Below are 15,442 nucleotides of genomic sequence, written 5' to 3' on the forward strand. Positions count from 1 at the left end.
TTCACGCCGCGCTGCCCGCGCCGTTTTCGACGCGATGCGGACGGGCGTCGCGTGACACGCCGCGCATCAGAATGACGAGCAGCGTCGCGCCGATCAGGTCGAAGGCGCCGAGCGCGCCGAAGAGCGGCGTATAGCCGATCCTGTCGGCGAGCGCGCCCACCATCAGCGAGAAGCCGAGCCCACCGATCCACGCAGCCATGCCCGCAAAACCCGCGGCTGTGCCGACTTCGCCGGGCTCAAACACGTCGGCGGCCAGTGTGTTGACGAGCGCCGAAATCATCTGGTGCGCGAAGCCGCCCACGCAGAAGAGCGCGATGGCCTGATACGGCGACGCGACGAGCCCGATGCATGCCGGGCCGATCATCATGAACGCGCCGAGCACGACACCCACGACGCGCGACCAGATCAGCGGCACGCGCAGACGCTTCATCAGGAACGGCGACAGATAGCCGCCGAACAGCCCACCCACGTCCGCGGCGAGAAACGGCAGCCACGCGAACAGCGCGATCTGTTTCAGGTCCATGTGACGCTCGGTCGCGAGATACAGCGGAATCCAGAAGCTGAAGGTTTGCCATGCGGGCTCGGCGAAGAAGCGCGCCTGCGCGATCGCCCAGAAACGGCGCGTGCCGAGCACTTCACGGATGCGCCGCCTGTCCTGCGCATGAGCGCCAACGGGCGTCTGCCCTTCGATGATCGCCGCGCGCTCCGAGTCGCCAATCCGCGCGTGATCGGCAGGTCCGCGATAGAACAGATACCAGACGGCCGCCCACACGAAACCCAGCGCGCCCGTCACGGCGAACGCGCTTTGCCACCCATAGCGCAGCGACAGGAATACGACGAGCGGCGGCGCGAGCAGCGAACCGAGCGACGTGCCCGCGTTGAAGTAGCCGACGGCCACCGACTTCTCGCGGTTCGGAAACCATTCCGCGACCACCTTCATGCCCGCCGGAATCGCGACCGCTTCCGACAAGCCCATCAGCCCGCGCAGCGCGGCGAGCGACAGCCAGCCGCTCGCGAGGCCATGCAGCATGCCCGTCGCCGACCACAGGCATGCGAACAGCGCGAAACCCAGACGGAGCCCGATCAGATCGATCACGAGCCCGCAGACGGGCTGCATGATCGTGTAGCCGATCTGAAACGCGCCGACGACATACGAGTACTGCTGGGTGTTCATGTGCAGCAACGTCTTCAGCTCGGGCGCCATGACGCCGAGCGCGTTGCGCGACAGGTAGTTCACGATGGTCCCCGCGCACACGAGCGCGATGATCCACCAACGCAGGCCAATGATTGTTTTCAAGTCTGTCTCCTGTTCGAACCGGGATCGGGGCCGCCCGGCCTGGTCGCCGACCCGATGCGCGAATTCGAACATTGGATCTGCGTTTATCGTCGGTCATCGTATCACTCGGCGGGCTGTAGGATACCAGGGAAAACGATGTAGGACAGCGAATAAATCGCTGGGAATCCCTGTCAGATGGCCGTTTTGCACATTTACCGTGCGACTGTGTTGTGAAAAGAGAAGTACGCTCGGGTTTTCTCGCAATGTTCATTCGAACATCAGATTGTTCTTTTACGCGTTCGCGCGAACATGGAAAGCGCAGGACGGTGCTCAGGAAAATCGCCGGCAAGACGTGATGGTGGCGCAGTTCCATAGGCATTTGGCGCCGCGCTCGCTAAGCTGAATGCGCACATTGCCCGAACAACGCATCCGGAGGACGTCATGTCTCAGACACTCAAGGCCGGCTTTATCGGACTCGGCATCATGGGCCGCCCGATGGCGGAAAACCTGCGCAAGCACAACGTCACGCTGGCCGCGTACACGCGCAGCGGCGTGCCCGATGAACTGAAGCAGGCGGGCGTCGTCGCGTGCGGCAGCGCCGCCGACGTCGCCGCGCAAGCCGACGTGATCTTCATCATGGTGCCCGACACGCCCGACGTCGAACGCGTGCTGTTCGGCGAGAACGGCGTCGCGCAGCGCCTGCGCACAGGTCAGATCGTCGTCGACATGAGCTCGATTTCGCCGATGGCCACGCGCGGCTTCGCGGCCCGCGTGCGCGAGAAAGGCGCGGATTATCTCGACGCGCCCGTATCGGGCGGCGAAGTCGGCGCGAAGGCCGCGTCGCTGACGATCATGGTCGGCGGCTCGCAAGCCACCTTCGACAAGGTCAAGCCGCTGCTCGACATGATGGGCAAGAACATCTCGCTGATCGGCGAAGTCGGCGCGGGCCAGGTGTGCAAGGTCGCGAACCAGGTGATCGTCGCAGCGACGATCGAAGCGGTCGGCGAAGCGCTGCTGCTCGCGTCGAAGGCGGGCGTCGATGCGGAAAAGGTTCGGACGGCGCTGATGGGCGGCTTCGCGTCGTCGCGCATTCTCGAAGTACACGGCGAGAGGATGACGAAACGCACGTTCAACCCGGGGTTCCGGATCGAGTTGCATCAGAAGGATCTCAATCTCGCGCTGTCGACGGGCCAGGCGCTCGGCGTGCCCTTACCGGCTACGTCGACGTGTCAGATGCTGTTCAACGCATGCACCGCGCATGGCGGCAAGGCGTGGGATCACTCGGGCATGGTGCGCGCGCTCGAAATCATGGCGAACCATGAAATCGGCCAGAAAGTGAAAGAATGACGCGCACGCGTTCTTTTGAGATACGTCGTCGTACAAGCTGGCGGCATATATAACCGCGCATTCCGCACAAACTAACTTTCTTTTACCTTTCTTTTTCTTTCGATTTAGACTGGCGCCACCTGTCAAAAATCAAGGAGCGCTATATGCGGAATCTGGGCGGTTTCATGCAAGGTGCAGTCGCGTTGGGCGGCTGCATCGGGCTGTACACGATAATCGTCTGCGTCGTCGAGCTGTTCAACGGCTGATCGTCCGGTCAGCGCGGGAGACCATGCAACAAGCAAAGAGCCGTCGCGCGCCGACGGCTCTTTCATTTTCAGTGCTCCTCGACTGCCACGCCTTCTTCCTTCATCGCCCTCACCCGCTCGGCGAAATCCAGCAGCGCAGCGAGCGATCCATGCACGCTGTGGTATTCCTGCCGCCCGATCCGCGCTTCGAGCACGACGGTCATTCCCGCTTGCCGCGCTACATCGATGATGTCCATGTGAGCCTCCGTATTCGCTTGCATCCACAATCGCGTGGCGCCGTAAAAACCGGCGTCCTTGATATTGATTCTATGGAGCGGGCGCAAGACATCAATCGCATGCACAGGGAATCTCTGTTCGGCTGAAGGCAACAATGCCTGGCGCCCGTTGGCACGCATCGGCGCGCAAGCCGCGTGCATGCGCCAGATGCCCGACTTCGAGCGCCCCACCGCGTGCCGCGTCCCTGTACGATTGCCGTTGCTGCGCGATGGCCTTTGCCGAAATCGCGCGGCGCTGAAGCCGCAACGGCGAAGCATCGTCATTCGCAACCACGAAAGCACGAAAGCACGAAAGCACGAAGCACGACGCCACGAGGAGAAACTCATGATCGTGTACAAGTTCGGAGACGGTTCAGGCGCGATGCCACCCGATCTCAGCCCGTTCGTCGTGAAACTCGAAACGTGGCTGAGATTCTCAGGCATTGCGTACGAAGGACGGATCGGCAATCTCAACGCGATGCCGAAGAAAAAGCTACCCGTCGCGGTGATCGACGGCGTGATGGTCAGCGACTCGTCGGCGATCATCGACTATCTGCAACGACGTCATCCGAATGCGCTGAGCGACGCGCGGCTCGATCGCGTGAAGCGCGCGCAGTCGGCGGCGATCAAGGCGCTGCTGGAGACGCATCTGTATTTCGTGACCGTGTATTTGCGCTGGGCCGTCGACAGCAACATGGCCATCTACCGGCCGTACCTGATCGAATACGCACGGCTGACCGCGCCGCCGCCCGCGCGTGCGCTGATCGGCACGGTGGCGCCCGCGGTGATACCGATCATTCGCCGCAAGGTGCTGCGTCAGGCGTGGGAACAGGGCATAGCACGGCATGGCTATGACGACATCGTGCGAATGGGCATCGACGCGTGGCAGGCCATCGCGGACCTGCTCGGCGACCAGCCGTATCTGCTCGGCGACGAAGCCACGACAATCGACGCGACGTGCTTCGCGTGGATTCACACGACGGCCATGCACGCGTTCGAAAGCCCGGTACGCGATTTCGTCGCCCAGCAGCCGGCGCTGATGGCGTATCACGAGCGGATCGCGCAGCGCTGCTGGCCGGAGCTTGCGAAGGCGTCGCGCGGCGGCCCGAGCGGATCGAGTGCGTGAAGAGGCTGTGAAGAGGCTGCACCTCGCGCCGACTGTGCAGAACCGTCCGGCGCAACCCGTTCTTCTGGCCTGCCTGACGTCCGTCGAACTGTCTATTCCTCACGCGATGTGGACCCCGGACAATCACCCGATCCTTCACCTACGGCGCGACCATGACCAGCATTCCGCTTCTTTCCGTGAACGTCTCCGCGAACCTGCTGTTTGCGTATTCCGCGTACTTCGTCGGCACGGCGAGCCCTGGGCCGAGCAACCTCGCCATCATGTCGATCGCGACGACGGACGGACGCAAGGCGGCATTCGCGTTCGCGGCGGGCGTCGTGTGCGGGTCGTGCTTCTGGGCGATGCTGGCGGCGCTCGGGCTATCCGCGGCGCTGCTCGCGTTTTCGGGTTTGATGGTCGGACTGAAGATATTCGGCGGATGCTATCTGCTGTGGCTCGCGTTCAAATCGGGCCGCTCGGCGCTGCAATCGACAACGGCCAGAACGCAGACGACGAACGCGCATCTGTCGCTGCGTCGGCTCTATACGCGCGGCGTGCTGCTGCACCTGACGAACCCGAAGGCGATTCTCGTATGGATCTCGGTCGTCGCGCTTGCATCGCCCACGCACGGCGGCGCGCCGCACATGCTGACGACAGTCGCCGGATGCCTCGCGATCGGCATGCTCGTGTTCGGCAGCTACGCCGCGCTGTTCTCGACGCCGCTGGCGCGGCGCGTCTACCTGTCGATCCGCCGCTGGCTCGACGGTGGGCTCGCCGTCGTATTCGGGCTCGCCGGTCTCAAGCTGCTGACGTCGCGCACGTGAGCATCTGAGCACGTGAGCACCTGAGCACCTGAGCACGCGAGCACGCGAGCACCCTAACACCTGAGCACGCGACGCCGCGCGACACGACGCCTGCTCCGGCTGTTTCATAAGCGAGCGACGCACGAACCGCGACACGACGACCGTCAAATGCCCGCTCGCAAGCGCTGCGCTTCGCGCGCGAATTCCCCCGCCGCGGCTGGCCGACCGAACAGATATCCTTGCTGCCGCTCGCATCCGATCGAGCGCAAGAACGCCGACTGCTCATAAGTCTCGACACCTTCCGCCGTCACGTTCATGCCGAGCGAGTGAGCCATCGCGACGACGGCATGCGTGATCGCCACCGCATCGCGATGCGCGGGCAGCCCCGCGACGAACGACCGGTCCACCTTCAGGCTATGCAGCGGAAAGCGCTTCAGATACGACAGCGATGAATAGCCGGTGCCGAAATCGTCGACGGAGATGCGCACGCCCATCCGCGCAAGCGCCGACAGCAGCGGCATCACGGTGTCGGTGTCGCTCATCAGCACGCCTTCCGTGATCTCCAGTTCGAGCGCCGACGGATCGAGCCCCGCGCGCTCCAGACTCGAACCGACATCGTCGATCAGCTCGCCGCTGATCTGCCTCGGCGACAGGTTCACCGCGATCATCAGATGCGGTATCAGCGTCCCGCGCCACTCGACAGCCTGCCTGCACGCGTTCTCCAGCACCCAGCGGCCGATGTCGACGATGAGCCCCGTGTCCTCGGCGACGGGGATGAACTCGGCGGGCGACACATTGCCCAGTTCGCCGTTGTGCCAGCGCAGCAGCGCCTCGGCGCCGACGATGCGCCCCGTCGCCCCTTCGACGATCGGCTGATAGGCGAGGCTCAGTTCGTCCGCGAGCAGCGCGCGACGCAACGACTGCTCGATCGCGAAGCGCCGCTGAAGACGTTGTCTCAGCTCGGCCGTGAAGAACTGGAAGTTGTTGCGGCCGCGCTGCTTCGCGTCGTACATCGCGGAATCGGCGTTGCGCATCAGCGTCGGCGCATCGCGTCCGTCGTCGGGAAAGAGACTGATGCCGATCGACGCGCCCAGGTAGTACTCGTTGCCGCCGACCGCGAACGGTTGCGCAATCGTATCGAGCACGCGCTGCGCGAGCGCCGTCAGGAAGGACGCGTCCGCATAATCGCCCGTCACGATCACGAACTCGTCGCCGCCGACGCGCGCAAGCGTGTCCTCGCCGCGCACGCAGCCCGACAGCCGCTCGGCGACGCTGCGCAGCAGCGCATCGCCCGCTTCGTGGCCGGCGATATCGTTGACCTTCTTGAAGCCGTCGAGATCGACGAACAGCACAGCCAGTTTCGACAGGGCCGGCTGACGTGCGGAAGGCTCGGGAACGGAAGACTCGGGCACGAAAGCGTCGGATGCAGCCGGCTGGCCCGCGCCAGTCTCGCGCGGCGCCAGGCGCTCGCTCATCCTGTCCGCGAGATACGCGCGGTTATAGAGGCCCGTCAGCGAATCGCGCGTGGCGAGCTGCTGCAATTGCGCCCGCGCGGCCCGCACGGCGCTGATGTCGTTGAACGAAATGAGCACGGCGCCCGGCTCGGTCTCGCCCGGCTTCACGATGGGCACGAGGTTCTCCGTGACCCAGATCGATTCGCCGCATGTCAGCTCGAGCCGCAGCGTCACGCCGACGAGCGGCTTGCCGGAGCGCAGCACGCGCTCCGTCGGCCGGTCGCCGGGCTCGACGTGCGAGCCGTCCTCCCAGAACGCCGCGCGCATCACCGTATAGATGCCCTGCCCGATCACATCGTCCGTCGCGCGCAACATGCGCCGCGCGCTCGGATTGCACGCAAGCACGATACCTTCGCGCGACTGCACGACGATGCCTTCGTTCAGGTGATCGACGACGAGCCGATGATGTTCTTCGCTCTGTGCGAGCCGCTTGCGTATCGCGTCCTGATGGACGGCGAGGCCGACGCTGTTGCCGATCTCGCGCAGCAGTTCCTGTTCGCTTTCGTCGGGACGCCGCACGTCGCGGTAGTAGACGCCGAATGCGCCGAGCACATGGCCCGCATCGTCTTCGAACGGGACCGACCAGCACGCGCGCAGGCCGAACGGCAACGCGAGATCGCGGAAGTTGGCCCACAGCGGATCGTGTTCGATGTCGTCGACGACGACGAGACGCCGCTCGAACATCGCGGTGCCGCACGAGCCGGTGGCCGGACCAATCATCGCGCCGTCGATGGACGCGCTGAATTGCGCCGGCAGCGACGGCGCCGCGCCGACGCGCACGGTCACGCCGTCGCTGTCGAGCACGAGAATCGAGCAGGAGGCGCCGACGCCCAGCAATGTCTCGGCGCGCCGGCACACTTCCGCCAGCAGTTCGGGCAGCGGCGTGCTGCGCGTCAGAAGGCGCAACACCGTCTGCTCCGACGCGAGTACGCCCGCCGCCAGATCCGGCTCGTAGCGAGTGCATCCGGATGGCTTGTCAGTCGCTCTGTCTGCGGTCACTTGACGACTCATGGTTGCACTCCTCACGCGACAACGGCAGGCAGATGCCCACCGCGCATCCGGGTTTACCCCTCATCTCAATCACAGCCGCAGGCGCTACGCCCGATGCGGATTGAAGATACGCCCTTCGATCCGGCCGAGCTTCGCGACGATCGCGACCGATTCGGGCACTTCCTCCCACAAGCCTTCGAGATCGACGAGCGGTTCCGACAGCACGAGAAACGCGTCGCTGCCGACGGCCGCGAGGCGCGGATCGTCGGGATACAGTTCCATCAGATGACGGATCGACGTGCTGTGATAGAGCGAGCGCGACTGCCGCTCGCTCGAATAGCGCACGGCGACGATCCGCGCGCCATCGGTCGCGCAGACGGTCATGTTCAACGGCGCTTCGACGCCGTGCCGCTGCCCCGTCTCTTCGACGAACCGCGCCATGCGCTCCAGCGCCCGCACGGGATCGATTTCGAGGCCGAACGTCAGCGCGAGATAGAACATGACTTCGGAATCGGTCGAGCCTTCGATCGACGCGAACAGATCGGGATCGATGCCGAGCATCAGGTCGCGCCGCACTTTCGGGTAATCGCGCACGAGGCCGTTATGCACGAAGAGCCATCGCCCGTAGCGGAACGGATGACAGTTGGTTTCCTGCGATGGGGTGTCCGTGGCCGCGCGGATATGCGCGACGAACATCGGCGCGTGCACGGCGCGCGCGGCGTCGCGCAGGTTGCGGTCGCTCCATGCGGGCTGCGCGCAACGATAGCGAAACGGCGGTTCGGCCGGCGAGCCGTACCAGCCGACACCGAAGCCGTCGCCGTTGGTCGTCGTCTGTCCGAAGCGCGAATGCAGACTCTGATCGATCAGCGAATGCTTCGCCCTGAACAGCACGGCTTCGAGCTGTATCGGGTTCCCTCTGTAAGCCAGCCAGCGGCACATGATCGGTCTCCTCGATGAAAAACGTCGTTGCGCGCGCCTGTTGAAAGCGACTCTCACGGCGGCCGGCCGCTGCGTCCATTGCGTTCACGGCAATCAGTTGCACCCGGTTGCACTCAGTTGTTCATGCGCGCAAGCGGCGCAAGAAACTCGGACAGCCCCGTCAGGATGATCTGCACGCCGATGCACAGCAGCAGGAACGCCGACACGCGCAATGCGACCTTCGTCCCTTCCTTGCCGAGATAACGGGCGAAGGTCGTCGCGTGGTTATACGTGAACCAGATCGCGAGCATGATGAAAAACGAAATCGTCACGGACGCGATCGACGACATCAGGAACTCCGACACCTTGTGGCTGCGGTTCGCGTTCAGCGCGATCGCCGTCGCCATCGTGCCGGGGCCCGTGGTCAGCGGCACCGTCAACGGAAAGAAAGCCTTCGACATCGCGTTGTCGGGATCGACGGGTTTCACGGCGGCCTCGTTCGGCTGCTTCTCCGGTGCATTGAGCATATTCCACGCGCTGACGGCGACGGCAAGTCCGCCGCCGATACGCAACGCCTCCATCGAGATGCCGAAGAAATGCAGGATCGGCGTGCCGACGAAGAACACGACGAGCAGCACGATGAACGCGTTGATCGCGACGCGCCTCGCGAGCGCGGCGCGTTCGCTTTCTGTCAGCGAATCGGTACGGTCGACAAACACGAATGCAATCGCGATGGGGTTGATGATGCTGATCAACCCCGTGAAGCCAAACAGAACCTCCGAAACCAGGCTTGAAATCATGGATGACCCGCTCGATTCTGGTTGTGTTTTTTGCGCCGCGCCACCGTGCAGCTTGCAGTGTAGAGCGTATTAATGCAATGAAAATTGCATGCGGCCCATGCGCGAATTTCATGCAATGCAGCACCGCGCGGATGTCTGCCGTGCGATACGCAAGCCATGCGGGCATTGCGTTTGCGCATCTCCCTTTCAATCGACCTTCACATTTTTGACACCCTTTACCGGAATACCGTGAAGGGCATACAGTCGGTGCGCGGCACCTTCAATCATTGCTTCATGAAAAGACGTTCGCATCGACCACCTCCATCTCATCCGAGGAGTTGTCCCATGTCATTTCGTCTGCTCGCCGTGCTGCCGTTCATCGGCATCCTGCTCGGCGTTCCGTTCGTCAATCGCGTCGAGCCGCTCGTGCTCGGCATGCCGCTCGTGCTTGCATGGATCGTCGCCTGGGTCGTGCTGAGCTCGCTCATCATGGCCATCATCTACCGGCTCGATCCCACCAACCGGCACACGTCCGCCGGCGAGGAGGTGCGTTCATGAGCAGCGCACTCGTCATCATCGCCGCGATCACGCTATTTGCGCTCTATCTCGGCGTCCGTGCGCGGCACGGACACGACATGAGCCTCGAACAATGGACGGTCGGCGGCCGCAGCTTCGGCACCGCGTTCGTGTTCCTGCTGATGGCGGGCGAGATCTACACGACGTTCACGTTCCTCGGGGGAAGCGGCTTCGCGTATGGCAAGGGCGCGCCCGTCTACTACATCCTTGCGTACGGCACGCTCGCGTATGTGCTGTCGTACTGGATGCTCCCGCCCGTGTGGCGCTTCGCGAAGGCGCACCGGCTCGTGTCGCAGCCGCACTTCTTCACGCGCAAGTACGACAGCCATGCGCTCGGCGTGCTGGTCGCGATCGTCGACGTGGCCGCGCTGATTCCCTATCTCGTGCTGCAACTCAAGGGGCTCGGCATCATCGTGTCGACGGCTTCGTATGGCGCGATCTCGTCGTCGGTGGCGATCTGGATCGGCGCGATCGTCGTCACTATTTACGTGACCGTGTCGGGCGTGCGCGGCTCCGCGTGGAACTCGGTCGCGAAGGACCTGCTGATTCTCGCGATCGTGCTGTTCCTCGGCATCTATCTGCCGATGCACTACTACGGCGGGCTCGGCCAGATGTTCCATGCAATCGACGCCGCGCGTCCCGGCTTCCTCACGTTCCCTGAGAAAGGCTCGAGCGTCACGTGGTTCCAGTCGACGGTGCTGCTCACGGCGCTGGGCTTCTTCATGTGGCCGCATACGTTCGGCTCGGTGTTCACCGCGAAGGACGAGCGCATCTTCCGCCGCAACGCGATGGTGCTGCCGCTCTATCAGCTGATCCTGCTGTTCGTGTTCTTCGTCGGCTTCGCGGCCGCGCTGAAGGTGCCTGGGCTCAAGGGCGGCGACATCGACCTGTCGCTCTTCAAGCTGTCGCTGCAGACGTTCGATCCGTGGTTCGTCGGCGTGATCGGCGCGGCGGGCGTGCTGACGGCGCTCGTGCCCGGCTCGATGATCCTGACGACGGCCTCGACATTGCTCGCCAACGACGTCTATCGCGGTCTCGTGCAGCGCAACGCCACCGATGAAACGGTCACGAAGCTCGCGCGGATCTTCGTGCCCGTCGTCGCGCTCGTCGCCGTACTCTTCACGCTGCATGGAGGCGAGACGATCGTCGCGTTGCTGCTGATGGGCTACAACTTCGTCACGCAACTGTTCCCGGCTGTGATCTGCAGCATCGCGCCGCGCAATCGCGCGACGAAGCAAGGCGCGTTCTGCGGGATCGTGGTCGGCGTGGCCGTGGTCGCCGTGACGACGCTCTTCCACATGAGCGTCGGCCAGATGATGCCGTTCCTGCCGGATGCGCTGAAGGACGTCAACATCGGCTTCCTCGCACTGGCGCTGAACGTGGTCGTGCTCGCGATCGTCAGCGCGTTGACGCAGCCGCAGCCGCAAGCGGAACGGTCGCACGCGCACTGATGTTGGCGGGCCCGATGCGCGCCGTTGCAGGCGCGCATCGGGCCCGACGCATGATTCAGCCTTCCTTCGAATACAGCGTCGATTCCGCGAAATGCTCGGCATCGAGCACGCGGCCGACGAGTATCAGCGCGGTTCGCTCGATATCCGTCGCCTCCACCTTCGCGACGATATCGGCGAGCGTGCCCGTCACCTTCTCCTCATCCGGCCAGCTCGCGCGATAGATCACCGCGACGGGGCAATCGCTGCCGTAGTGCGGCGTCAGTTCGTCCACGATGCGCGCGAGATGGCGCACGCCCAGATGAATCGCCATCGACGCGCGATGCCGTGCAAGATCGCCCAGCTGCTCGCCTTCGGGCATCGACGTCTTGCGCGCGTAGCGCGTGAGGATCAGCGTCTGCGATACGTCGGGCAACGTCAGCTCGACGCCGAGCGCCGCCGCGCACGCGGCCGTCGCCGTGACGCCCGGCACGATCTCGTACGGAATGCCGAGCGCGCGCAAGCGCCGGATCTGCTCGCCGATCGCGCCATACAGCGAAGGATCGCCGGAATGCACGCGCGCGACGTCCTGGCCTTTCGCGTGCGCGTCGGCGAGCAACGCGACGATCGCATCGAGATCGAGCTCGGCCGTGTTCACCACTTTTTCGGCGGCGTTGCCGCTCAGCACGGCTTGCGGCACGAGCGATCCTGCGTACAGGATCACGGGACACGTGCGCACGAGGCGCTGCCCTTTCACCGTGATCAGTTCGGGGTCGCCCGGCCCCGCGCCGATAAAAAACACCGTCATTTCACTGCACTCCCTCTTCTTCGTTCAATGCGCGCAGCACCTGCTGCGGGCTGTCGAATTCGCGATCGAACGCACCGCCAAGTTCGGGCAGCAACGGACGCCGCGTCATGACGACGGGCACTTTCCGTTCGCGCGCGACATCGAGCTTTGCGCGCGTTGCGTCGCCGCCGCTGTTCTTGGTCACGAGCACGTCGATCGCGTTCAGCGCGAACAACGCGCGCTCGCCGTCGATATCGAACGGGCCGCGCGCATCGATGATGCGCGCGCGCTCGTTGCCCGGATGCGCGTCGAGGCAACGCACGAGCCAGAACTGATGCGTGGGAATCTCGTCGAGATGCGCTAGCGGTTCGCGGCCCGATGTGAACAGCACGCGCTTGAACGGACGTATCGCGTCGACGATCCCGTTCCAGTCGTCGACCATGCGCCAGTCGTCGCCCGCTTGCGGCGTCCAGCCCGCGCGGCGCAACGCCCATCGCGGCACGTTCGTGTCGCGGCACGCAGCCGCCGCGTTCGCGCTGATCCGCGCGGCGTACGGATGCGTCGCGTCGATCACGAGGCCGATGCCTTCATCGACGATAAAGCGCGCAAGACCAACGCTTCCGCCATATCCGCCGACGCGCACCGCGCATGCCAGGCTTTCGGGCACGCGTCCGAGCCCCGCGAGGCTATAGACATGTCGAGGCCCGAGCTGACGCGCGATCTGCAACGCGTCGCCCGTGCCGCCGAGCAAGAGCACGCGCTTCATCGCGCCGCTCCGACGATGTTGCCCTTGCGGTCGATCGCGAACATCTCGACGGCCACAGTGGCTGGCACGATCTCGCGCGCGACGTCGCGCGCACGCGCGCACACGATGTCGCCGAGCGGCACGCCCTTGTCGAGCGCCATCGCAAGCGCCTCCTGGCTCGTATTCGCGCCGACGATCGCCGCCTGCAACGCGGCGTCGCTGGCGTCGTGCTCCGCGGACCACGCGGCGAGTCGAGGCAAGTCGATGCTCGAGTTGCGGCTATGCAGATCGAGATGCCCTGCCGCCAGCTTGCTCAGCTTGCCGAAGCCGCCGCACATGCTGAGCGTGTCGACGGGCGCGCGCTTCAGATGCTTGAGCACGGCGCCCGCGAAGTCGCCCATTTCGATCAGCGCGATCTCGGGCAGCTGATAGTACGCGCGCATCGCGTCTTCGCTCGCGTTGCCCGTGCATGCGGCGATATGCGTGTAGCCGTTCGCACGCGCGACATCGATGCCCTGATGAATCGACGCGATATACGCCGAGCACGAGAACGGCCGCACGATGCCCGTGGTGCCGAGTATCGACAGCCCGCCGACGATGCCGAGGCGCGGGTTCATCGTCTTTTGCGCGAGCGCCTCGCCGTTCTCGACGCCGATCGCCACTTCAAAGCCGCCCGCGTAGCCGTGCTCGGCGGCGAGTTCGGCGAGATGATCGGTCATCATCTGGCGCGGCACGGGGTTGATCGCCGGCTCGCCGACGGCAAGCGTGAGGCCTGCGCGCGTCACCGTGCCGACGCCCGGCGCCGCATGAAAGCGCACGCCCGGCGTGTCGCTCAGACGCACGCGCGCGAACACGACGGCGCCGTGCGTGACGTCCGGATCGTCGCCCGCGTCCTTCACGGTGCCCGCCTCCGCGCCGCCTTCCGTCAGGCGGCAGAACACGAGCTTCATCGGCACGTGCTGGCCCTTCGGCAAGACGATGTCCGCGACGTCGCTGGCGATGCCCGTGAGGAGCAGGCGCGCCGCCGCCAGCGAGGTCGCCGTCGCGCAGCTTCCCGTCGTGTAGCCGCTGCGCAGCGGCGCGGGTTGTTCGGGTGTCTCGTCGCGCATCACGGTTTGCGGGTGTCGAGTAGCGTGATGGGAAGCGCGGGACGCCACGTCTCGAAGCCGCCGAGCGGCTGCGCGTCGGCCAGCGCGATGCGCGTGAGCGTGCCGCCGTGCCGCGCGCGCCACGCGGCGAGCGCCGCTTCACCTTCGAGCGTGACGGCGTTCGCGACCAGCCGGCCGCCGCTTTTCAGCGCGCGCCAGCACGCGTCGAGCACGCCATCGGCCGTCACGCCGCCGCCGATGAAAATCGCGTCCGGTTCGGGCAGGCCCTGCAACGCATCGGGCGCGCTGCCCGCGATCAATTGCAATGCCGGCACGCCGAGCGCGTCGCGATTGTGCTCGATGAAGCGCTGACGCTCGCTGTTCGCTTCGATCGCGATCGCGCGGCATGTCGGGTGCGCGCGCATCCATTCGATGCCGATCGATCCGCAGCCCGCGCCGACGTCCCATAGCAGTTCACCGGGCGCGGGCGCGAGCCGGCCGAGCGTCAGCGCGCGAATGTCGCGCTTGGTCAGTTGGCCGTCGTGGCGATAGGCGTCGTCGGGCAGTCCGGGCGTGAGCGCAGGCTGAGGCGCCGATGCGTCGCGCCGGCATTCGAGCGCGATGACGTTCAGTGCTGCCGTTTCATTCATTTGCCACGACGCGGCGCGCGCGTCGATCACACGTTCGGACGCGCCGCCCAGATGTTCCAACACGACCATGCGTGTCGCGCCGAAGCCGCGCTCGGCGAGCCGCGCGGCGACGGCGGCAGGCGTCGCGCCATCGGCGCTCAGCACGAACACGCGCGCGCCGTCGTGCAGATGCACGTGCAACGCGGCGAGCGGCCGCCCGACGAGCGACACCGTCGCGACGTCCTGCAACGCCCAGCCCAGCCGCGCGGCAGCCAGCGACACGGACGACGGCGCGGGCAGCACGCGCAATTCGTCGGCGGGAAGATGGCGCGCAAGCGTCGCGCCGACGCCGTAGAACATCGGATCGCCGCTCGCGAGCACGCATACGCGCGCATCGTGCGCATCGCGTGCGTTGCGCTGCGCGAGCACCGCTTCGATATCGAACGGACGCGGCCACGGTTCGCGCCGCGCGGACAGGCAGACGGGCAGCATCGCCAGATGGCGCTCGCCGCCGTAGATCACCGACGCGTCGATCAGCGCGCGCCGCGCCGCCTTTCCCAGACCGGCAAAACCGTCATCGCCCATTCCCACCACGGTCAGCCAGGCCGGCATGCATCTTTCCTCATCGGATATCGGATTGCAGATAACGCTGCGGCGAGCCCCATTCAAGGGCCGCGACATCGTTGTGCTGTTCGAAAAAAGGCATAATACCCGCTCGCCGGTGCCTTTCGGGGCCTAAGAGGGAACACGTCGTCGTGACTGCCCCCGCAACTGTATGCAGCGAGTCCACGCCAATTTGCGCCACTGGTGTCACCGGGAAGGCCGGCGTGGATGATGAACTGCTAGTCAGGAAACCTGCCGGCCAACCTGTTCGTGCCAGCCAACATCGGGCGGGGTGTACCGATGCCGAGCCGCTCTCCGTTCGAGATGCCCGGGGCCGTCGCGCGACGCTAACCCGG

15 protein-coding genes and 1 riboswitch are annotated in these 15,442 nt (G+C 65.3%); of the genes, 5 read left to right on the forward strand and 10 right to left on the reverse strand.

The genetic code is table 11. The features are described from left to right. Position 1: 1 nt before the first annotated feature. Complete coding sequence (locus VSR68_RS22245; protein ID WP_342941899.1) at positions 2–1,297, reverse strand: MFS transporter; 1,296 nt, start codon at positions 1,295–1,297, stop codon at positions 2–4. A gap of 420 nt (positions 1,298–1,717) precedes the next feature. Between VSR68_RS22245 and VSR68_RS22250 the strand changes: the two genes are divergently transcribed. Continuing rightward, entirely contained in the window at positions 1,718–2,623 is a 906-nt protein-coding gene (locus VSR68_RS22250) for a 2-hydroxy-3-oxopropionate reductase (protein ID WP_342941900.1), read from the forward strand. Positions 2,624–2,745: 122 nt separating this feature from the next. Here VSR68_RS22250 and VSR68_RS22255 read toward each other — a convergent pair whose 3' ends face one another. Continuing rightward, positions 2,746–2,934: a hypothetical protein gene (locus tag VSR68_RS22255; protein ID WP_342941901.1), complete on the reverse strand. Its 189-nt coding sequence runs from the start codon at positions 2,932–2,934 to the stop codon at positions 2,746–2,748. A 2-nt stretch (positions 2,935–2,936) separates the two neighbouring features. Beyond that, positions 2,937–3,104, reverse strand: a complete 168-nt coding sequence (locus VSR68_RS22260; RefSeq protein WP_342941902.1) for a hypothetical protein — start codon at positions 3,102–3,104, stop codon at positions 2,937–2,939. Positions 3,105–3,468: 364 nt separating this feature from the next. On the opposite strand from VSR68_RS22260, the gene VSR68_RS22265 reads away from it, so the two are divergent. Further along, entirely contained in the window at positions 3,469–4,248 is a 780-nt protein-coding gene (locus VSR68_RS22265; protein ID WP_342941903.1) for a glutathione S-transferase family protein, read from the forward strand. A gap of 152 nt (positions 4,249–4,400) precedes the next feature. Further along, positions 4,401–5,051, forward strand: a complete 651-nt coding sequence (locus tag VSR68_RS22270; RefSeq protein ID WP_342941904.1) for a LysE family translocator — start codon at positions 4,401–4,403, stop codon at positions 5,049–5,051. Positions 5,052–5,194: 143 nt separating this feature from the next. Here the strand turns inward: VSR68_RS22270 and VSR68_RS22275 are convergent, their stop codons facing one another. From VSR68_RS22275 to VSR68_RS22285, 3 genes are all read right to left on the reverse strand, one after another. Further along, positions 5,195–7,555, reverse strand: a complete 2,361-nt coding sequence (locus tag VSR68_RS22275) for a putative bifunctional diguanylate cyclase/phosphodiesterase (protein WP_342941905.1) — start codon at positions 7,553–7,555, stop codon at positions 5,195–5,197. Positions 7,556–7,639: 84 nt separating this feature from the next. After that, a complete protein-coding gene (locus VSR68_RS22280; RefSeq protein ID WP_342941906.1) occupies positions 7,640–8,473 on the reverse strand; it encodes a class II glutamine amidotransferase in 834 nt (277 codons plus the stop codon). Positions 8,474–8,586: 113 nt separating this feature from the next. Further along, complete coding sequence (locus VSR68_RS22285; protein WP_342941907.1) at positions 8,587–9,252, reverse strand: MarC family protein; 666 nt, start codon at positions 9,250–9,252, stop codon at positions 8,587–8,589. 324 nt (positions 9,253–9,576) lie between these two features. Between VSR68_RS22285 and VSR68_RS22290 the strand changes: the two genes are divergently transcribed. Both VSR68_RS22290 and VSR68_RS22295 read left to right on the forward strand, forming a co-directional pair. Continuing rightward, positions 9,577–9,789, forward strand: coding sequence for a DUF3311 domain-containing protein (locus VSR68_RS22290; RefSeq protein ID WP_342941908.1), 213 nt, complete (start codon positions 9,577–9,579; stop codon positions 9,787–9,789). Continuing rightward, positions 9,786–11,258, forward strand: a complete 1,473-nt coding sequence (locus VSR68_RS22295; protein WP_342941909.1) for a sodium:solute symporter — start codon at positions 9,786–9,788, stop codon at positions 11,256–11,258. The genes VSR68_RS22290 and VSR68_RS22295 overlap by 4 nt, the downstream gene beginning before the upstream one ends. Positions 11,259–11,313: 55 nt before the next feature. Here the strand turns inward: VSR68_RS22295 and cobM are convergent, their stop codons facing one another. Genes cobM through cbiE form a run of 4 tightly spaced genes read right to left on the reverse strand, consistent with a single transcriptional unit; the run spans position 11,314 to position 15,095 of the window. Continuing rightward, positions 11,314–12,042: a precorrin-4 C(11)-methyltransferase gene (gene cobM / locus VSR68_RS22300; RefSeq protein WP_342941910.1), complete on the reverse strand. Its 729-nt coding sequence runs from the start codon at positions 12,040–12,042 to the stop codon at positions 11,314–11,316. A gap of 1 nt (position 12,043) precedes the next feature. Beyond that, positions 12,044–12,787: a cobalt-precorrin-6A reductase gene (locus VSR68_RS22305; RefSeq protein ID WP_342941911.1), complete on the reverse strand. Its 744-nt coding sequence runs from the start codon at positions 12,785–12,787 to the stop codon at positions 12,044–12,046. Next, positions 12,784–13,875: a cobalt-precorrin-5B (C(1))-methyltransferase gene (locus VSR68_RS22310; protein WP_342941912.1), complete on the reverse strand. Its 1,092-nt coding sequence runs from the start codon at positions 13,873–13,875 to the stop codon at positions 12,784–12,786. The genes VSR68_RS22305 and VSR68_RS22310 overlap by 4 nt, the downstream gene beginning before the upstream one ends. Then, the gene (gene cbiE / locus VSR68_RS22315; RefSeq protein ID WP_342941913.1) at positions 13,875–15,095 is read right to left on the reverse strand and encodes a precorrin-6y C5,15-methyltransferase (decarboxylating) subunit CbiE; all 1,221 of its coding nucleotides are present in this window, start codon (positions 15,093–15,095) and stop codon (positions 13,875–13,877) included. The genes VSR68_RS22310 and cbiE overlap by 1 nt, the downstream gene beginning before the upstream one ends. A 90-nt stretch (positions 15,096–15,185) precedes the next feature. Continuing rightward, positions 15,186–15,360, forward strand: a riboswitch (cobalamin riboswitch). Positions 15,361–15,442: the final 82 nt, after the last annotated feature.

Source organism: Paraburkholderia phymatum, from assembly GCF_038900715.1.
GTDB classification, from domain to species: Bacteria; Pseudomonadota; Gammaproteobacteria; order Burkholderiales; family Burkholderiaceae; genus Paraburkholderia; species Paraburkholderia phymatum_A.

Bases quoted from the DNA above. Each gene is read 5' to 3' on its own strand.
- VSR68_RS22270 (WP_342941904.1), top strand. From the start codon at position 4,401: ATGACCAGCATTCCGCTTCTTTCCGTGAACGTCTCCGCGAACCTGCTG.
- VSR68_RS22305 (WP_342941911.1), bottom strand. From the start codon at position 12,787: ATGAAGCGCGTGCTCTTGCTCGGCGGCACGGGCGACGCGTTGCAGATC.
- cobM (WP_342941910.1), bottom strand. From the start codon at position 12,042: ATGACGGTGTTTTTTATCGGCGCGGGGCCGGGCGACCCCGAACTGATC.
- VSR68_RS22260 (WP_342941902.1), bottom strand. From the start codon at position 3,104: ATGGACATCATCGATGTAGCGCGGCAAGCGGGAATGACCGTCGTGCTC.
- VSR68_RS22310 (WP_342941912.1), bottom strand. From the start codon at position 13,875: ATGCGCGACGAGACACCCGAACAACCCGCGCCGCTGCGCAGCGGCTAC.
- cbiE (WP_342941913.1), bottom strand. From the start codon at position 15,095: ATGCCGGCCTGGCTGACCGTGGTGGGAATGGGCGATGACGGTTTTGCC.
- VSR68_RS22265 (WP_342941903.1), top strand. From the start codon at position 3,469: ATGATCGTGTACAAGTTCGGAGACGGTTCAGGCGCGATGCCACCCGAT.
- VSR68_RS22280 (WP_342941906.1), bottom strand. From the start codon at position 8,473: ATGTGCCGCTGGCTGGCTTACAGAGGGAACCCGATACAGCTCGAAGCC.
- VSR68_RS22255 (WP_342941901.1), bottom strand. From the start codon at position 2,934: ATGAAAGAGCCGTCGGCGCGCGACGGCTCTTTGCTTGTTGCATGGTCT.
- VSR68_RS22295 (WP_342941909.1), top strand. From the start codon at position 9,786: ATGAGCAGCGCACTCGTCATCATCGCCGCGATCACGCTATTTGCGCTC.
- VSR68_RS22290 (WP_342941908.1), top strand. From the start codon at position 9,577: ATGTCATTTCGTCTGCTCGCCGTGCTGCCGTTCATCGGCATCCTGCTC.
- VSR68_RS22275 (WP_342941905.1), bottom strand. From the start codon at position 7,555: ATGAGTCGTCAAGTGACCGCAGACAGAGCGACTGACAAGCCATCCGGA.
- VSR68_RS22250 (WP_342941900.1), top strand. From the start codon at position 1,718: ATGTCTCAGACACTCAAGGCCGGCTTTATCGGACTCGGCATCATGGGC.
- VSR68_RS22285 (WP_342941907.1), bottom strand. From the start codon at position 9,252: ATGATTTCAAGCCTGGTTTCGGAGGTTCTGTTTGGCTTCACGGGGTTG.